The 17,397-nt window shown below is 69.3% G+C and carries 14 protein-coding genes; 3 read left to right on the top strand and 11 right to left on the bottom strand.

Annotation, left to right across the window (positions count from 1 at the left end; translation table 11 throughout):
- Positions 1 to 10: 10 nt before the first annotated feature.
- The 4 genes from AC3WS6_RS16605 to AC3WS6_RS16590 all read right to left on the bottom strand — a co-directional run bounded on the left by AC3WS6_RS16605 (position 11) and on the right by AC3WS6_RS16590 (position 5,534).
- Positions 11 to 2,308, bottom strand: coding sequence for a beta-xylosidase/alpha-l-arabinosidase (locus tag AC3WS6_RS16605; RefSeq protein WP_492502111.1), 2,298 nt, complete (start codon positions 2,306 to 2,308; stop codon positions 11 to 13).
- A 64-nt stretch (positions 2,309 to 2,372) separates the two neighbouring features.
- On the bottom strand, positions 2,373 to 3,263 hold the full coding sequence (locus AC3WS6_RS16600) for a carbohydrate ABC transporter permease (protein WP_492502110.1): 891 nt from the start codon (positions 3,261 to 3,263) through the stop codon (positions 2,373 to 2,375).
- Positions 3,260 to 4,258 (bottom strand): carbohydrate ABC transporter permease, encoded by a 999-nt coding sequence (locus tag AC3WS6_RS16595; protein WP_492502108.1) that lies wholly within the window; start codon positions 4,256 to 4,258, stop codon positions 3,260 to 3,262. The genes AC3WS6_RS16600 and AC3WS6_RS16595 overlap by 4 nt, the downstream gene beginning before the upstream one ends.
- Positions 4,239 to 5,534, bottom strand: coding sequence for an extracellular solute-binding protein (locus tag AC3WS6_RS16590; protein WP_492502107.1), 1,296 nt, complete (start codon positions 5,532 to 5,534; stop codon positions 4,239 to 4,241). The genes AC3WS6_RS16595 and AC3WS6_RS16590 overlap by 20 nt, the downstream gene beginning before the upstream one ends.
- 160 nt (positions 5,535 to 5,694) lie before the next feature.
- Between AC3WS6_RS16590 and AC3WS6_RS16585 the strand changes: the two genes are divergently transcribed.
- A complete protein-coding gene (locus tag AC3WS6_RS16585) occupies positions 5,695 to 6,696 on the top strand; it encodes a LacI family DNA-binding transcriptional regulator (protein WP_492502106.1) in 1,002 nt (333 codons plus the stop codon).
- On the opposite strand, the gene AC3WS6_RS16580 is transcribed toward AC3WS6_RS16585, so the two are convergent.
- The 6 genes from AC3WS6_RS16580 to AC3WS6_RS16555 all read right to left on the bottom strand — a co-directional run bounded on the left by AC3WS6_RS16580 (position 6,602) and on the right by AC3WS6_RS16555 (position 13,887).
- On the bottom strand, positions 6,602 to 7,573 hold the full coding sequence (locus AC3WS6_RS16580) for a PaaX family transcriptional regulator (RefSeq protein ID WP_492502105.1): 972 nt from the start codon (positions 7,571 to 7,573) through the stop codon (positions 6,602 to 6,604). The two genes, AC3WS6_RS16585 and AC3WS6_RS16580, sit on opposite strands and share 95 nt — an antisense overlap.
- Positions 7,563 to 8,828, bottom strand: a complete 1,266-nt coding sequence (locus AC3WS6_RS16575; RefSeq protein WP_492502104.1) for a kynureninase — start codon at positions 8,826 to 8,828, stop codon at positions 7,563 to 7,565. Before AC3WS6_RS16575 ends, AC3WS6_RS16580 begins: the two co-directional genes overlap by 11 nt.
- 1 nt (position 8,829) lies before the next feature.
- Positions 8,830 to 9,900, bottom strand: a complete 1,071-nt coding sequence (locus AC3WS6_RS16570) for an amidohydrolase family protein (RefSeq protein ID WP_492502103.1) — start codon at positions 9,898 to 9,900, stop codon at positions 8,830 to 8,832.
- Complete coding sequence (locus AC3WS6_RS16565) at positions 9,900 to 10,754, bottom strand: tryptophan 2,3-dioxygenase (protein ID WP_492502102.1); 855 nt, start codon at positions 10,752 to 10,754, stop codon at positions 9,900 to 9,902. Before AC3WS6_RS16565 ends, AC3WS6_RS16570 begins: the two co-directional genes overlap by 1 nt.
- Before the next feature lie 380 nt (positions 10,755 to 11,134).
- Entirely contained in the window at positions 11,135 to 12,850 is a 1,716-nt protein-coding gene (locus tag AC3WS6_RS16560) for an amidase (RefSeq protein ID WP_492502101.1), read from the bottom strand.
- A complete protein-coding gene (locus tag AC3WS6_RS16555) occupies positions 12,847 to 13,887 on the bottom strand; it encodes an agmatine deiminase family protein (protein ID WP_492502100.1) in 1,041 nt (346 codons plus the stop codon). Before AC3WS6_RS16555 ends, AC3WS6_RS16560 begins: the two co-directional genes overlap by 4 nt.
- Positions 13,888 to 13,977: 90 nt before the next feature.
- On the opposite strand from AC3WS6_RS16555, the gene AC3WS6_RS16550 reads away from it, so the two are divergent.
- Together AC3WS6_RS16550 and AC3WS6_RS16545 are read left to right on the top strand one after the other, a co-directional pair.
- The gene (locus tag AC3WS6_RS16550; RefSeq protein WP_492502098.1) at positions 13,978 to 14,697 is read left to right on the top strand and encodes a TetR/AcrR family transcriptional regulator; all 720 of its coding nucleotides are present in this window, start codon (positions 13,978 to 13,980) and stop codon (positions 14,695 to 14,697) included.
- A gap of 9 nt (positions 14,698 to 14,706) precedes the next feature.
- Complete coding sequence (locus AC3WS6_RS16545) at positions 14,707 to 16,080, top strand: pyridoxal phosphate-dependent decarboxylase family protein (RefSeq protein ID WP_492502097.1); 1,374 nt, start codon at positions 14,707 to 14,709, stop codon at positions 16,078 to 16,080.
- A 223-nt stretch (positions 16,081 to 16,303) separates the two neighbouring features.
- Here AC3WS6_RS16545 and AC3WS6_RS16540 read toward each other — a convergent pair whose 3' ends face one another.
- Positions 16,304 to 17,356, bottom strand: coding sequence for an alpha/beta hydrolase (locus tag AC3WS6_RS16540; RefSeq protein ID WP_492502096.1), 1,053 nt, complete (start codon positions 17,354 to 17,356; stop codon positions 16,304 to 16,306).
- Positions 17,357 to 17,397: the final 41 nt, after the last annotated feature.

Raw genomic sequence — 17,397 nt, 5'->3', positions numbered from 1 at the left:
ACGCGCCCTCTCACACGATCTCGAGCCGAGCCACCGTCTCCTCGTCGTCGCAGGCGCCGCCGACCCACAGCCGGATGCTGCCCGCCTCGACGCGCTTGACACCGTCGAGCCCGGTGAACGCGAGACGGTCGATCGGCACGTCGAACTCGACCAGGCTCTCGGCGCCCGGCGCGAGCGGGACGCGACGGAAGTCGAGCAGCTGCGCGACCGGACGCGTCACGCTCCCGACCTCGTCGTGCGCGTACAGCTGCACGACATCGGTCGCCTCCGCCGGGCCGGTGTTGCGCACCCGCACGGTCGCTCTGATCGTCTCGCCCGCAGCGGCCGTGGCGGGCACGGCGAGTTCGTCGTGCGCGAAGGTCGTGTAGCTGAGCCCGAAACCGAACGGGCGCACGGGCGTGGAGTCCGCGCTCGTGACATCCGTCCGGCCACCGAGAACGGGGTGCAGATACGAGTACGGCTGCGCTCCCGCGGAACGCGGCAGCGACACGGGCAGTCGCCCCGAGGGTGCGACCCGGCCGCTCAGCAGCGCGGCGAGTGCGGGAGCACCCTCCTCGCCGGGGAAGAACGTCTGCAGCACGGCGACCGGGATGCCGGCGGACTGTGCGCCCGCGGATGCGGAGGTGTCGACCACCCCGAGCCCGGTCAGGGTGCCGGCAGCGCCCGCGCGGGCAGGCAGCGCCCAGTCGAGCACGTACGGACGCCCCGTCATGGCGATCAGGATCACCGGAGTGCCGGTGGCGACCACGGCCTCGACCAGCTCGCGCTGCACTCCCGGCAGTTCGAGGTCGTCGACGTCGTTGCCCTCGCCGACAGTGCCCCGACCGAACAGGCCCGCCCGGTCGCCGACGACGACGATCGCGACGTCGGCGGCGCTCGCCGCATCGACCGCGGCGGGGATGCCCGAACGATCGGCGCCATCGACATCGCATCCGGTCGTGGTGGTGATGGCGGCGTGAGGGAACTCGTCGCGCAGTGCCTCGGCGACCGTGGGCAGCGCTATGCCTGCCGGCGTCTCGGGGTGGTGCGCGAGCACGTGGTTGACGAACGAGTAGCAGCCCATCAGGGCGACGGTGCTGTCGGCGTTGGGGCCGATCACCGCGATGCGCGAGGGCGCCTCGGGGGCCAGGGGCAGTGAGCCGTCGTTGCTCAACAGCACGACCGACTCCTCGGCGAGGCGGCGGGCCAGCGCGCGGTGCTCGGCAGGGTCGAGGTCGATCGCGGTCGGCGCCGTGTCGAAGCCGGCATCCAGCAGGCCCAGCTCCTCCTTCTGCGTGAGCACCCGCGCGACCGCGCGGTCGAGGATCTCAGGTGCGAGACGCCCGTCGCGCACCTGATCGGCGAGCGTGCGATAGGCGTCGGGTGACGGAAGCTCGACGTCGATGCCCGCGGTGAGGGCGAGTCGAGCGGCCTCGGCCGAGTCGACGGCTGCCCGGTGCATGCTCTGCAGGAAGTCGACCGCGAAGTAGTCCGAGACGACCACGCCGTCGAAGCCCCAGCGATCGCGCAGGATGCCGGTGAGATACCGCGCGTCGGCGGCGACGGGCACGCCGTCGATGTCGACGTAGGAGTTCATGACGCTGCGGGCGCCGCCCTCGCGCACCGCCATCTCGAACGGCGGCAGGAGCACGTCCTCGATCTCCCGCTGGCCGATGCTCACGGGGGCGTGGTTGCGACCAGCCCGCGAGGCGGAGTACCCGATGAAGTGCTTCAGCGTGGCGTGCACGCCCTCGGACTGCAGACCGCGCACATAGGCGGTGCCGACCCTGCCGACCACGAGCGGATCCTCGGCGATGCACTCGTCGACCCGGCCCCACCGGGGATCGCGGATGACGTCGAGCACGGGGGCGAGACCCTGGTGGATGCCGAGGGTGCGCATCGAGGAACCGATCGCCCGCCCCACCTCCTCGACGAGCTCGGGGTCGAATGAGGCTCCCCAGGCGAGAGGGGTCGGGAACGTCGCGGCCTTCCATGCGGCGAGACCGGTCAGGCACTCCTCGTGCACGATCGCGGGGATGCCGAGTCGGGTCTCTTGCTGCAATCGGCGCTGCTCGCCCCAGAGCCACGCCGCCCGCTCGACCGGGTCGACCGGGCGGGTGCCGTACACGCGGGTGAGGTGGCCGATGCCGTGCTCCGACGCGTCCTCGTAGCGCGAGGAGCTCTTCTTCTCGCCCGACATGGGCGCGACGACCTCGGCCCCCTGGTCGACCCAGAAGCCGACGAGCTGCGCCTGCTTCTCTTCGAGGGTCATCTGGCCGAGCAGCGCGTCGACTCGTGGGGAGCGGAGCGCGCCTGTGTACTGCGACATCGTGTTCTCTTTCTCGTTCGGGTCGACGTGCGTCTTCGTCGGAGGTGTCGCGACGGTGATCGCGTCAGCCCTTGACCGCACCGGTCAGCCCTCCCACGATGCGCCGCTCGAACAGGCTGAAGAAGATCAGCGCGGGGATCATCGACAACGACGTGAAGGCGAGCACTCTCGCGGTGTCGACCGAGTACTGCGACGCGAACGACTGCACCCCGAGCGGCAGCGTGAACGCCGCCTGGTCGTTGAGGATGAACAGCGGCAGCAGATAGCCGTTCCAGCTGCCGATGAAGGCCAGGATGCCGGTCGTGATGACGCCTGGGAGTGAGAGCGGCAGCACCATGCGCCAGAAGAAGCCCAGGCGGCTGCATCCGTCGATGAACGCCGCCTCCTGGATCTCGTCGGGGATCGCCCGCAGGAACGGCACGAGGATGATGATCGTGGTGGGCAGGGCGAATGCGATCTGCGGCAGGATGACGCCGCCGAGCGAGTTCATGAGCCCGAGGCTGCGCACCACGATGTACAGGGGGGTGATCGCGACCGTGAGCGGGAACATGAGCCCTGCAGCGAAGAACGCGTACAGCACTCCGCGCCCGGCGAACCGGTAGCGGGCGAGCACGTACGCGGCCATCAGACCCAGGGCGACCGTGCCGACGGTCGTCGCGAAGGCGACGATCGTCGAGTTGCCCACGAGCCGCCAGAACACGTCTCCGGTGAGTACGTCGAGATAGTTCGACGCGATCCAGGGAGACGGGAACCCGGACGGGTCGGTCGTGATCTGCGCATTCGTGCGGAATCCGCCCGTGATGATGTACGCGATCGGCGCGAGCATCAGCCCGACGGCGATCAGTGCGACGAAGTACACGGTCGGATGCGCCCACGGCAGCCGGGGCTTCGCGGCGCGACCCTGACGTCCGAGACGTGCAGGTCGCTGGGTGACGAGCACCGAGGTGGCGGTCATCGGACCAGCTCCTTCTCGAGAGGGGTTTCGGATTCTGAGGGGGCCGCCGCGGCGTCGCCTGACCGACGCCCCCGCTTGCGACCCGAGGTGCCGGTGAGGGCTCCGTCGGTGTCCTTGCGCAGCACCGCACGCTGATAGATCAGCGCGACGACGAGCGAGATGAGGAAGAGCACGACCGCGACCGCGTTGCCGTAGCCGTAGTTGCCGGCGTTGCGCCCCTCCGACACCATGTACGTCGCCATGGTCGAGGTGCCCGCGGTCGAGGCGATGTACTGCCCCCAGATGATGTAGACGAGGTCGAACAGCTGCAGCGAGCCGATGATCGACAGGAAGGCCCAGATACGCAGCGTCGGTGCGAGCAGCGGAAGAGTGATGCGCCACTGGATCTGCCAGTAGGACGCGCCGTCGATCGCCGCCGCCTCGTGCAGCTCCTCGGGGATTCCCTGGAGACCTGCGAGGAACAGGATCACCGCGAAGCCGATGTACTTCCACGTGATGATGGCCATCAGCGTCCAGATCGCGATGCCCGGGTTCGAGAGCCAGTCGGTCGCGAGGAAACCCAGGCCCATGTTGGTCAGCATCGCGTTAAGGGCGCCGTTGGTCTGGAGCATGAGGCTCCACCCGGTTCCCACCACGACCTCGGAGATCACGTAGGGCACGAAGATCAGCACGCGGATCAGCGACTGCCCGCGCATCCGGCGATTCAGCAGCAGTGCGAGCAGGATCGCGATCGGCCCCTGGAGCACGAGCGAGAAGACGAGGATGAAGCCGTTGTGCGCGAGAGCGTCATGGAAGAGCGGATCCTGGAGGATCGTGAGGTAGTTCTTCAGCCCTACGAAGTCGGTGGGCGGGCCGTAGCCCTGCCAGCTGAAGAAGCCGTAGTACGCCGCCATCAGCACCGGGAAGATGACGAAGGCGAGGAAGACGAGCAGGGCGGGCCCGGCCAGAAGGATCACTTCCAGCCGGGCACGCGTGTCACGCTTTCGCTGCAGCATCCTGCACAGCCCCCACGAGATCCTCTGCGGAGCTGTTGCCCGCGAGCAGGTCGACGACCGCGACGTTCAGCGCGTTGCCGACGTTCTGCCCGTAGACCGTGTCGAGCCACTGCGTCGCGTACGGTGCGTCGTTGTAGGCCGCCAGGATCTCCTGCAGGTACGGCTCGGTGACGGCCTCCTGCGCGACGGTGTTCACCGGGGGAGCGTTGAACGCCTTGTAGTACTCGGTCTGCACGGCAGAGGTACCGAGGTAGTTGAGGAAGTCCACGCACGCGTCGGGTGCATCGACCGAGCACGAGTAGCCGTCGACGCCGCCCATCATCGAACCCGGCTCGCCGTCGCCGCCCTCGATCTCGGGGAAGGGGAACCAGCTGAGATCCGCGAGCGGCTCCTGGTCGGGAGTCAGAGACCCGATCACGCCGGGGTTCCAGGCGCCCATGAGTTCCATCGCCGCCTTGTGGTTGGCGATCAGGCCGGCCGAGCTGCCTGCGCCCTGCTGCGCGGTGGTGGTCAGGAACCCTGCGTTGAAGGGCTCGGTCGCGGCGAACGATTCGAGGTCCTCGCCGGCGCGGACCCAGCACTCGTCGCTGAAGTCCATCTCGTCGGCGGCGCTGGCGAGCGTGTCGGAGCTGCACTCGCGCAGCGCGAACCAGTAGTACCAGTGCGCGGCGGGCCAGGCATCCTTCGCGCCCAGCGCGATCGGGTCGATCCCCGCGGCCTTCAGAGCCTCGTTCGCCGTCTCCAGCTCGTCGATCGTCGTCGGGTTCTCGGCGATGCCCGCCTGGTCGAACAGATCCTGGCTGTAGAAGAGGCCTCCGGGCAGCACCGCGACGGGCATGGCGTAGATCTTGCCGTCGAGGCTGTTCGCCGAGTATGCGGCGGACGGGATCTCGTCCTTCGCGCCGCCCTCGATCGCGTCGGTGAGGTCCTTGAGCTGGCCGGCCTTGACCATGGCGGCCATCTTGCCGCCACCGCGCTGCAGGAAGATGTCGGGGGCATCGCCCGAGTTGAGCGCCGTCTGCAGCTTGCCGTCGAGGTCTTCGTTCTGCACCGACTGGATGTCGATGGTCACGCCGTCGTTCTCCGCTTCGAAGTCGGCGACCGTCTTCTCCCAGAACTCCACTCCGGGACCGGTCGTGGAGTTGTGCCAGAGCGTCATGGTGGTGCCGTCACCACCACCGCCGCCGGAGGTGTCGCCGGTGCAGCCCGAGAGCGCGAGCGCTCCGACGGCGAGCACCGAGACCGCTGTGGCGAGGGGGAGCCTTCTGCTGTTCATGTGATTCTCCTCATCGAGTTGCGCGCCGCGTCTCTGCGGGGCGCCTGCGGAGGCTCGGGCGAGACCGCAGTGGCATGAGTCTCCTGGCGCCGGACCCGATCGTCAAACGTTTTCGAAAACAGTTTCCATACCCTGTTCGACGGGGCTACGCTGGCGTCTCATGGGGGCACGCACGACGATCCACGACGTCGCGAAAGCGGCGGGTGTGTCGGTGTCGACCGTCTCGAAGGCGGTCAACGGGCGCTACGGAATAGCGGATGCCACGGTGCAGCGCGTGCTCGACGCCGTGAAGGACCTCGGCTACGAGTCGAGCCTCGTCGCGAGCAGCATGCGCGCGCGGCGCACCGGTGTGATCGGAGTGCTGCTCGCCGACTTCGAGCCGTTCAGCGCAGAGATCCTCAAAGGCGTCGGCGCCGCCATGCACGACACCGGCTTCGACCTGCTCGCCTACGCGGGGTCGCACCACGGCGCGAGCGACGGATGGGAGCGGCGATCGCTCAGCCGGCTCTCGGGCACGCTGATCGATGCCGCGATCATGGTCACGCCCACGGTCGTGAGCCCCGGCACCGAGATCCCGGTCGTGGCCGTCGACCCGCACACCGGTCGGGCCGATCTGCCGACCGTCGAGTCCGACAGCTTCGGCGGCGCGCTCGCCGCGACGAAGCACCTGATCGAGCTCGGCCACCGGCGCATCGGCTTTCTCGCCGGGCGAGAAGACCTGCGGTCGGCAGGCCTGCGCGATGCCGGCTACCGACGCGCCCTCGCCGACGCCGGCATCCCGATCGACCCGACGCTGATCGGCAGCGGCCGCTACGAGCTCGAGGCCACGCGGGAATCGGCGCGCTGCATGCTGACCGGCGATTCGCGCCCGACCGCGGTGTTCGCCGCGAACGACCTCTCGGCCATCGCGGTGATCGACGTCGCCCACCAGCTCGGTCTGCGCGTTCCCGCCGATCTCTCGGTCGTCGGTTTCGACGATGTTCCCGAGGCGACCCGGCGGGCGCTGCCGCTCACCACGATCCAGCAGCCCATGCGGCGGCTCGGGGCCGTGGCGGCCGACATGGTGGTCACTCTGCTCTCGGGGGGCGAGATCGAGGAGATGAACGTGATCCTGCCGACGCGGCTCGTCGTGCGGGCGACGACGTCCCCTCCGGCTCGCTGAGCTGCGCGGGCGACGTGACCGCGCGCACGTGGCGCCACGCGGCGTCAGCAAACAGCTGCGAGAGCCGGGCGAATTCGCGATAGCTGCGCCCGCCGGGCCAGTCCGCAGGCAGCATGGACGGCGGGAGCCCCGGGTCGAGGTACGGCAGCATGCGCCATCTGTCGATCAACTGCACGTAGGCGGCGAACGGCTGGTCGGCGAGGGTCGTGAGCGAGCTCTGGAAGGCGAGGTGCTCGGCGCGCAGCGCGTCGAGATCCCACCACTCGGCGGCCGCCTCCGGCAGCGTGCGCGGGGTCGTGGGTGTGTCGGCCTGGAACATCGTGACCCAGGCCCGAGCATCGAGCTCGGCGACGATCTGCTGCACCTCTGACTGCAGATGGCCCGGGCAGATCCACAGTGCGGGTGACACGACTCCGGCCCCGATCCACTGCAGTCGACGCCGCAGCTGATGGCGGATGCTGCGCGCGCTCTCGGGGATCGAGAACGAGATCAGGCACCAGCGGTCGGCATCCGTCATCTCGCGCATCTCGAAGATGCGCCGATCACCGCGCTCGAGCATCGTCTCGGCATCCGGGTTCAGCCGATAGCCGACCGCATGCCCGCGCTCGGCGAGCAGCAGCCCCTTCTGCTTGAGGCGAGTGATTCCGGTGCGTGCCTGCGCGACGGGGATGCCGAGATCGCCGGCGAGCGCCACGAGATCGGCTGCCGAGATCCAGCCGCCGAGAGGCCGCAGGTAGAGCCCGATCAGGGTGCGCAGCAGCGATGCCGTGCTGCCGGGGCGCGCATCGATGTCGTCGAGCACGGGGCTCTCGGCGACCTGCGCGGCGAGCTTCTCGGCGACCTGCGCGCCGCGCTTCTCGGTGACGTCAGCGGCCATGCGACTCCAGGGCGTCGCGCACCGCGAGCACGCCGGTCAGGGTCTCGGCATACGAGGTGCTGAGCGGCGAGAGGCCCAGGCGGATGCCGTCGGGGAAGCGGAAGTCCGGAATGATGCCATCGGCCCAGAGCCGCTGCGTCACGGCGCGGAAGTCAGGGTGTCCGATCGTCACATGCCCCCCGCGCCGTTCGGCGTCTCGAGGACTGAGCAGACGTACGTCGAGCGGCGCGAGCACCTCGTCGTAGGCGCGCACGGCGAAGTCGGTGAGCGAGCGGGCCTTGTCGCGCACCGCGTCGATGGTCGCCTGCTCGATCAGATCGAGCATCCCCTGCATCGCGATCATCGAGGTGATCGGGGGAGTGCCGCTGAGGAGCTGGCGGATGTCTCCGGCGGGCACGTACTCGGGCCCCATCGCGAAGATGTCGGCGGCGCTCCACCAGCCCTGGATCGGCTGACGCAGCACGCCCTGCAGCTCGTGGCGCAGGTAGGCGAACGCGGGCGAGCCGGGGCCGCCGTTCAGGTACTTGTAGGTGCAGCCCACGGCCATGTCGACACCCCACTCGTCGAGCTGCATCGGGATGATGCCGGCCGAGTGGCACAGATCCCACATCATCAGCGCGCCCACCTCGTGCACAGCCTGTGTGATCGCGGGCATGTCGGCGAGTGCGCCCGAGCGGTAGTCGACGTGGCTGAGCGAGACGAGCGCCGTCGTCGGCGAGATCGCCGCGAGCACGTCGGCCACCTGCACGCCGTGCACCGGGTCGGGCTCGATCCACCGCACCGTCATGCCGGTCTCGGCGGCGACGCCCTCGGCCATGAATCGATCGGTGGGGAAGTTGCCGGCCTCGATCACGAGTTCGGTGCGCGTGGGGTCGGCGCTCGCAGCCGCGCGCATCAGCTTGTAGATGAGCACGCTGGTCGAGTCCGCGACGACGGTCTGGCCGGCGGCGGCGCCCAGAGTGAGGCTGCCGATGCGGTCGCCGAGCTGCATCGGCAGGGCCATCCACTGCTCATCCCACGAGCGGATCAGGCGGGTGCCCCAGTCATCGCGCACGAAGGCGGCGAGCTTCTCGGGCATGTCGCGCAGCGGACGGCCGAGCGAGTTGCCGTCGAGGTAGGCGCCGACTCCGGGTGCGTCCGCGAACGCGTCGAGGTGGGCGCGCAGAGGATCCGCGGCGTCGAGAGCGTGGGCGAGGTCGAGCAGGGCTCCGTCAGCGGTCGGAGCGGCGGTCGTGGTCTCGGGTGAGTCGGTCATGTCATGCCTTCAGGTCGGCGCTGGTGAGCGGGCGGGCGAGAGCCGGTTCGGCAGCGGTGCCGGGGAGTCTCAGGAGCAGGGACGGGGAGTCGAGGGGGTTCTGCGGAGCGAGCGCGCGCAGCAGGGCGTCGCCGTCGATGCCCGCCTCGCGCAGGGCCTCGAGCTCGGCGGAGTTCAGGTCGACGGGCGTCGGGCCGTTGCCCATGTCGGTGCCGTAGAGCACGGTGCCGCCGGCGGCGTGGAAGCGGCGCACGTTGTCGATCGCCGTGGTGCGGGCCTCGCTGTCGACGTCGTGGATCGCCAGCGTCGAGATCCACTCGACGGATGGGGCCTGTGCAGCGATCTCGGCGTCGTCGAGGTGTTCGGTGAACGGAGCGTGGGCGAGTCTGGCGGCCCCGAGACGAGCGGCGCGCTGCGCCTGACCTGCACCCTCGGCGTGAGCGACGACGGGGAGCCCGCGGGCGGCGGCGGCCTCGACGATCACGCGGAACAGGTGGTCGTCGAACACGGGGCCGGCGGTCGCGTTGCTCGCCACCTTGATGCAGGATGCTCCGGCATCCGCCATCTCGGTCACGGCGCGTTCGGCGGCTGCGGCGTCGGGGATCTCACGGAAGGAGCCGACCGGAGCCCAGGCGCGGTCGCTCGGATAGCCGCCGACCGGGGTGAGGAAGGCGCCGGCGAAGTCGACCGGCACGGGGTGCGGGGTCGGGGGCGGGGCCGTGGGCCCGTGCGGGGCCAGAAATGCACCGGAGAACGTCGATTCGGATGCGTTTGTGGCCCCGCTCGAGTCCGCGGATGCACTACTGGCCCCGCGCAGCCTCGCCGAGAGCGCGGCGACGACGGACGGATTCGCGCCGAGATCCGTGACGCGACCCAGTGTCGACTCCTGCAGGAGCAGATGGTCCACGAGCTGAAGGTGCACGTGGTGATCCGTGAACCCTCCGATGACCGCGCCCTCGAGGCGGGGCAGATCGGATGCCGGCGGCTCGTCGCGAAGCAGCATCCGCTCGCCGTCCGCGTCGATGATGCCGTCGCGCCAACCTTCGCCGTCGAAGAAGGTCGCCGCGTGCATCAGCCGCCGATCTCGGTGCGCACGGTGTACAGCTCGGGGAAGAACGTCAGATCGAGCGCGCGCTGCAGGAACCCGACGCCGCTGGAGCCGCCGGTGCCGACCTTCATGCCGATCGTGCGCGCGACGGTCTTGAGGTGACGGAACCGCCAGAACTGGAAGTTGTCCTCGAGGTCGACGAGGTCTTCGCAGGCTTCGTAGAGGTCCCAGTGCTGCTGATGGTTCTGGTAGATCTCACGGATCGCGGGCACGAGCGCGGGCGTCTCGCGGTAGGGCAGGCGCACGTCGCGGTCGAGGATCTCGGTCGGGATCGGGAGGCCGCGTCGCGAGGCGTAGCGCAGGAACTCGTCGTACAGCGTGGGCTTGTGCCATTCGGCGGTGAGCAGCGCGAGGTTGGCGGGGTGATCGCTGAAGACGCTCAGCATCTTCTCGTTCTTGTTGCCCAGCGCGAACTCGACCGCGCGGTACTGCACCGACTGGAAGCCCGAGGAGTTGCCGAGCGCGCCGCGGAACTGCGCGTACTCGGTGGGAGTCAGCGTCGCGAGGATCGCCCATTGCTGGGTCATGACGTCCTGGATGCGCTTGACGCGCGCGACACGCTTCAGCGCCTCGCGCAGGTCGTCGCTCGCGAGCAACTCGCGGGCCGACGACAGCTCGTGCAGCAGCTGTTTGAGCCAGAGCTCGGTGGTCTGGTGCTGGATGATGAACAGCAGCTCATCGTGGTGCTCAGGGACACTGACCGGGTTCTGCGCGGTGAGCAGCTGGTCGAGCGACAGATACGACCCGTACGTCATGCGCCCCGACAGATCGGTGACGATGCCGGCCTCGAGCTCGCGCTCGTTGTTCTCGGTGCTCATGCAGAGAACATATAACAATCCTGGCGGCCGTCACAATGATGAAATGTTCGCGATGCCGGTCTTGGAGCGAAGACGACGAAGTCCCCTCCCCGGTCGTTGAGCGAAGACGACGAAGTCGCCTCCCCGGTCGTTGAGCGAAGACGACGAAGTCGCCTCCCCGGTCGTTGAGCGAAGACGACGAAGTCGCCTGAGACGAAACGTCGTGAGCCGATCTCGCATCGCAGCGCGTTTCGTCTCGCTCGGCTCCGCCGTGCTCGCTCAACGACCGGTGGGTGGTGTCTCGCTCGGCTCCGCCGTGCTCGCTCGACGACCGGTGGGTGGTGTCTCGCTCGGCTCCGCCGTGCTCGCTCGACGACCGGGGGGTGGCCTCTCGCTCGCGGTCAGAGTCCCGGTGTGCGCGGGGGAGGAGTGCGGCGCTCGCCGGGTGCGCCGACCGCCTCGAACCCGGCGGCGAGTCGCAGCAGAGCAGAGTCGTCGTACGCGCGGCCGGCGAAAGTGAGGCCGATCGGCATGCCGATGTCGGCCATGAGCCCCATCGGGACGGTGACGGTCGGGATGCCGAGGTGACGCATGGTCAGGTTGCCGTTCGCGATCCAGGTGCCGTTGCGCCAGCCGAGATCGGCGGATGCCTCGTTGACATCCATGTCGGCAGGCCCCACGTCGGCGACGGCGGGGAAGACGACGGCATCGAGTTCGTGCTCGTCCATCCACTCCTCGAGGTCGATGCGACGGGTCTCCTCGAGTCCGCGCAACCCGTCGGGGAGCTCCGGCATGTCCTCGACTCCCGCACCCGGGTTGTCTCGCACCCAACCCGGGTACTCGGCGATGTCGTCGTCGAAACCCGTGTACCGGTCGGGGAGCGCGCCCTCAGGATGCGGGAAGATCGACGAACCGTCGATGTCGGCGAGCGTGTGCAGTTGCGGGTCGCCGTTCGCCTGCAGGAAGTCCTCCCACGCCCATGCCGACAGGTCGACGATCTCGCGGTGCAGATACTCGGGTGAGACGAGACCCCGGGTGGCGATCGTCGGCGCGCCCGGCCGGTCGCCCTCGTAGTTCGAGACCACGGGGAAGTCGACCTCGACCACCGTGGCACCGGCGGCCTCCAGGTCGCTGCGAGCAGCCTCCCAGCGTGCGATCACCGAGCGGCGTGTCTCGATGCGCTGTCCCGTGGGGCCCCCGATGCCGGGGTCGTCGGCGGTTCCGGCATCCGGGTCGGCGTTGATGTACATGCGGGGGATGCCGATGCGAGCGCCCCGGAGTGCCTCCGACGCATCGGCGGATAGCGCCCGGTACGACTCAGGGCGGATCTCGGACGACGACGGCAGCGAGACCCAGGGCTGCGCGCGCCAGAAGTCCCCGCGGGTCTCGGCGTCGTTCGAGACGATCACGTCGAGCACCTCGAGCAGGTCGTCCATCGTGCGGGTGTGCGGCACGACCACGTCCATCGTCGGCACGAGGGGCCAGTTGCCGCGGGTCGAGATCACCCCTCGGGAGGGCGTGTAGGCGCACAGGGCGTTGTTCGTGGCGGGGCCGCGTCCGCTCGACCAGGTCTCCTCGCCCAGCCCGAACGCGCCGAAGCTCGCTGCGGTCGCCGTGCCCGAGCCGTTCGACGAGCCCGACGCGAACGGTGCGGTGAGGAAGTCGGCGTTGTACGGACTCTCGGCACGGCCGTAGACCCCGCGCTGCATGCCGCCGTTCGCCATCGGGGGCATGTTCGTGAGCCCGAGGCAGATCGCGCCGCCCGACCGCAGGCGCTCGATCGTGAACGCGTCACGCTGCGCGATGAGGCTCGCGAAGGCGGGGCTGCCCGCCGCGGCCGTGAGTCCTCGCACCAGGTAGCTGTCTTTCGCCGTGTACGGGATGCCGTCGAGCGGGCCGAGCGTCTCGCCGCGTGCCCGTCGGGCGTCGGACGCCTCGGCCTCGGCGCGCGCCTCGGGGTTCGCGACGACCACCGCGTTGAGCGCAGTCTCGGTGTCGGGCCCGTCGTAGGCGGCGATGCGTGCGAGGTAGGCATCGACGAGTTCGACGGCCGTCGCAGCGCCGGTCTCGAGCGCTTGCCGCAGGTCGGCGATGGTGGCCTCGACGACGCCGATCATGAGCGCACTCCCACGCTCGGCTGCTGCTGGGTGATGCAGTGGATGCCGCCGCCGCGGTCGAACAGCGGCCGGGCATCGACGCTGATGACGCGACGACCGGGATACGCGTCGGCGAGGATCGCCCGCGCCGCGGCATCCGCCTTCTCTTCGCCGAATCCGCACGCGACCACGCCGTCGTTGGTCACCAGGTGGTTCACGTAGCTCCAGTCGACGAAACCCTCTTCGTCGCGCAGCGTTGCGGGCGCGGGGAGGTCGATGATCTCGAAGCGGCGACCCGCCGCATCCGTCTGCTCGCCGAGATATGCGCGGAGCTCGCGCGTGACCTCGTGGTCGGGGTGGGCGGGGTCGCGCTGGTCGTGCAGCAGCAGTCGGCCGGCTGAGACGAGTGTCGCGACGATGTCGACGTGTCCGTTCGTGCCGAAATCGTCGTAGTCGCGAGTGAGGCCGCGGGGCAGCCACACGGCCTTCGAAGCGCCGAGTGTGCGGGCCATCTCGGCTTCGACGCGCGCCTTGTCGGCGTAGGGATTGCGGCGCGGATCGAGCTGCACGGTGTCGGTGAGCAGCACCGTGCCCTCGCCGTCGACGTGGATCCCGCCACCCTCGTTCACCAGCGTCGAGCTCACGAGTTCGGCGCCGACGGCCCCCGCGATGATGCGGGCGTGCTGCGCGGCCTTCTGCCACTGCGCCCATGCGGGAGCGCCCCATCCGTTGAAGATCCAGTCGACCGCCCCGAGAACGCCGGGCCGTTCGTCGTCGATCACGAAGGTGGGGCCGGAATCCCGCATCCAGAACTCGTCGACCGGCGCCTCGACGATGTCGATCTCGCCGCTGAGCATCCGTCGCGCGCGTGAGGACTCTGCGGGATCGACGATCATGGTGACCGGCTCGAACTCGGCGACCGCGTGGGCCACCGCCGTCCAGGCGCCGTAGCCCTCTTCGCGCTCGGTCGCCGTCTCGCCGAGTGTCGGCCCCTCGGCGGGGAACGCCATCCAGGTGCGGTCGTGCGGTGCGGTCTCGGCGGGCATGTGCCAGGCCATGATTGTCTCCTCGCTGCTGATCGCGACCTCTGGCATGAGGATCGTGCTCGCTATTGAACACGTGATCAACGAGTGCTACGGTAACCCGTGATGAAGAACACGTCAAGAGCCGTCGAGCCGCGTCGGCTGCCGCCCGAAGAGCGAGAGCGCTCGATCCTGCGGGGTGCCGTGACGCTGGCGACTGAGAGTGGACTCGAGGCGCTCACCGTGCGTGCCGTCGCGGCGCAGGTGGGGGTGACACCGGCCCTCGTCGCGCACTACCGGCCCGTCATGGAGTCGTTCGTCGCCGAGGTTTTCACGGCGATCGTGGCCGCCGAGCGCGAAGAGGTCATCGCGTCGTACGACCCCGCGGTCGATCTGCGCACGAACCTGCTGCGGCTCATCGAGACGCTGCTCGACGACTCGCGTGACGATGTGGCGATGGTGTGGGTGCAGTCCTGGGCGCTCGGAGCCCGCAACGAGGCGCTCGGCACCCGGGTGCGTGCCGAGATGGACCTCTGGCACAGCGCTCTCGAAGACCTCATCGCCCGAGCGATCGCCGAGGATCCGGCGCTGCGGCGGGAGCCGACCACGCCGGTCGACCCCGCCTCGTCGGCCTGGATGCTGCTCGCCATGGTCGACGGCATGAGCGCACACTCGCTCGTGCACTGGGCTCCGCGCGACCGAGCCGCACTGGCGAGACGAACCCTCACGGCGGTACTCGATTCCCCGGCGTCCGATTCCCCGGTACTCGATTCCCCGGCGTCCGATTCCCCGGTACTCGATTCCCCACGGCTCGCGGGCGCCCAGTCCGCAAGACCCCACAGTTAAGGACAGCTCATGGGAGCAGAACGCATGCACGCGGCATCGCCCGAGTCGACGGCGATCGTCGATGCCGTGCTCGACTATTCGCGACGGCGGATGCTCGCGGCCGATGTGCCGCTCGACAAGCCGCAGTCGCCCGCCGAGCTCAACCGGCTGGTCGGCACGACGATCACCGACGCGGGGCTGGGGTCGCAGCGGGCGCTCAGCGTGTTCGAGCACATCCTGGCTCCCGCATGCCTGACCACCAGCCACCCGTCATACCTGTCGTTCATACCCACGGCGCCGACGATCGCGTCGATCGCCTTCGACCTCGTCGTCTCAGCATCCGGTCTGTATGGCGGCAGCTGGCTCGAAGGCGCGGGAGCCGTGCATGCCGAGAACGAGGTGCTGTCGTTCCTCGCCGCGGAGTTCGGCCTTCCCGACACCGCGGGAGGGGTCTTCGTGCAAGGCGGCACGATCGGCAACCTGTCGGCGCTCGTCGCGGCGCGTGAGGCGGCGAAGGCGCGGCTGCTCGCCGCGGGCGCAGAGCTGCCTCGTCGCTGGAAGATCGTGTGCAGTGTCGAGGCGCACTCCTCGAACAAGTCGGCTGCCAAGGTCATGGATGCCGACGTGCTGCTCGTGCCCGCGGGTGACGACGGCGTGCTGAGGGCCGATGCGGTGCGCGACGCACTGGCCGAGCACGGTGATGAGATCTGCGCGGTGGTCGCGACCGGCGGCTCGACCAACTTCGGCATCGTCGACGACATCGCCGGCATCGCCGCCCTGAAGGACGAGTTCGACTTCTGGCTGCACATCGACGGCGCCTATGGACTGACCGCCATGCTGGCCCCCGAGGCGCGAAGCGTCTTCGCCGGGGTGGAACGGGCCGACTCGGTGATCGTCGATCCGCACAAGTGGCTGTTCGCGCCCTTCGACTGCTGCGCGCTGATCTACCGCGACCCCGACTCGGGTCGTCGGGCGCATACGCAGCACGCCGAATACCTCGACACGCTCACCGATGCCGGCGACTTCAGCCCGTCGGACTATTCGATCCAGCTGACCAGGCGCCCCCGCGGGCTGCCGCTGTGGTTCTCGCTCGCGACGTATGGGGTGACCGCCTATCGCGAGGCCGTGAGCGCGACGCTCGCTCTCACCCAGAAGATCGCCGCCGAGATCGAATCGCGTCCTGAGCTGCGCCTCGTGCGCGACCCGCAGCTGTCGGTCGTGGTCTTCGAGCGTGACGGCTGGCAGCGCGAGGACTACGACCGCTGGTCCGACGAGCTGCTCGACTCGCAGCGCGCCTTCGTGGTGCCGAGTTCGCACCGCGGGCGCCCGAACACCCGCTTCGCGATCCTCAATCCGCTCACGACCTTCGACGACCTGGTCGGCATCCTCGACACGATGAAATAGCCCGGTCGCGTCCATCCGCGCGGGGTGCCCGAGGTCAGGTGCGCCCGAACTGCACACGATGCCCCGATCCGCGGACCGTTTCCGAGACATCAGTCGCAGAACGGGGCAACCTGTGCAGATCGGGACGGGCCGGGACGGGGCGGGTCAGGGGCGGGTTAGGGGCGGAGACGGGTCAGGGCCGGGTCGGGGCAGGGCCAGGACGGGACGGACGGATCGAACCCCCTCACCGGGTGGTGTGGGCGTTCAAGAAGTCGATCGTCTTCTGCAGCGCGGTCTGCGCATCGGGCATGTCGAGGTGGAACTGGTACTCGTGTGGCAGTGCCGGCTCGTGCGGCGCCGGCCAGAAGAGCGTCGTCACCTCGACGCCGAGCGCGTCGAGGCGCTTCGCCAGGGGGATCGACTGCAGCCAGGTGAGGCCATCGCCGTTGCCGCCCGAGATGTAGGTCGCCGGAAAATCGGCGGTGACCCAGTCGACCGTCGACATCGTGGCTCCGGTCGAGTCCTCGGCCCAGGTCTTGGTGCCCGAGTACGCCCACATCGAGGTCTTCAGCCCCCAGCCGACGACCCCGTCGAGGGCGGCGAGAGCCGCAAGGTCGTAGACGCCGCAGTTCAACACTGTCGCCACCAGCTGGTCTTTCTCCAGTGCGGGCGTGATGTCCATGATCTCGGCATAGTCGGGGCTCGTCATGAGGGTCGCCATCTGGCTGGCGAGCTGTGCACCGGCCGAATCGCCGGCCAGCACGATCTGGCTCGGGTCGACGCCCAGCTCGTCTGCGTGCTCGTCGATGTAGGCGAGCGCGTCGTTCAGCTGATGCACCGCGAGCGGATAGACGCCTTCGGGCCCGATCGTGTAGTTCACGGCGATCGTCGTGTATCCCTCGGCGGCGAGGATGCGCATGTACGGGTCGACGTTCTCCTTCGAGCCCGAGATCCAGGCCCCGCCGTGGATCCAGACGATCGTCGGCAGGGGGCCGGTGGCGGATGCCGGTGCGAAGACGTCCATCGTGGTGTCCGCACCGCCATCGGCGTAGGCGACGTCGCGCTGCTCGGTGAGCGACGTGTCGGGCACATGCCTGTCCATCTCGGCGGCGGTCTCGTCGCCGCCCTTCGTGAACACCGCGCGGATGAGCATCGCCGAGGGCCACGGTGTGAGCGAGCCGACGATCGCGATCACGGCGGCGATGGCGACGATGATCCCGAGCGCCACCTTCGTCCGGTGCCACGGGCGGCGAGCTCTCGTCGGGCGGGCGGAGTCGTCGGACGCGCTCGTGGTCATGGATTCCCCTCTCCGCGCATCATCTTGGCAGTATTCCGGTT

The sequence above is a fragment of the Microbacterium sp. EB106-03-03-XG65 genome (genome assembly GCF_058791955.1).
The sequence above is the reverse complement of the archived record's forward strand: the minus strand, read 5'-3'. Positions and strand labels throughout refer to the sequence as shown.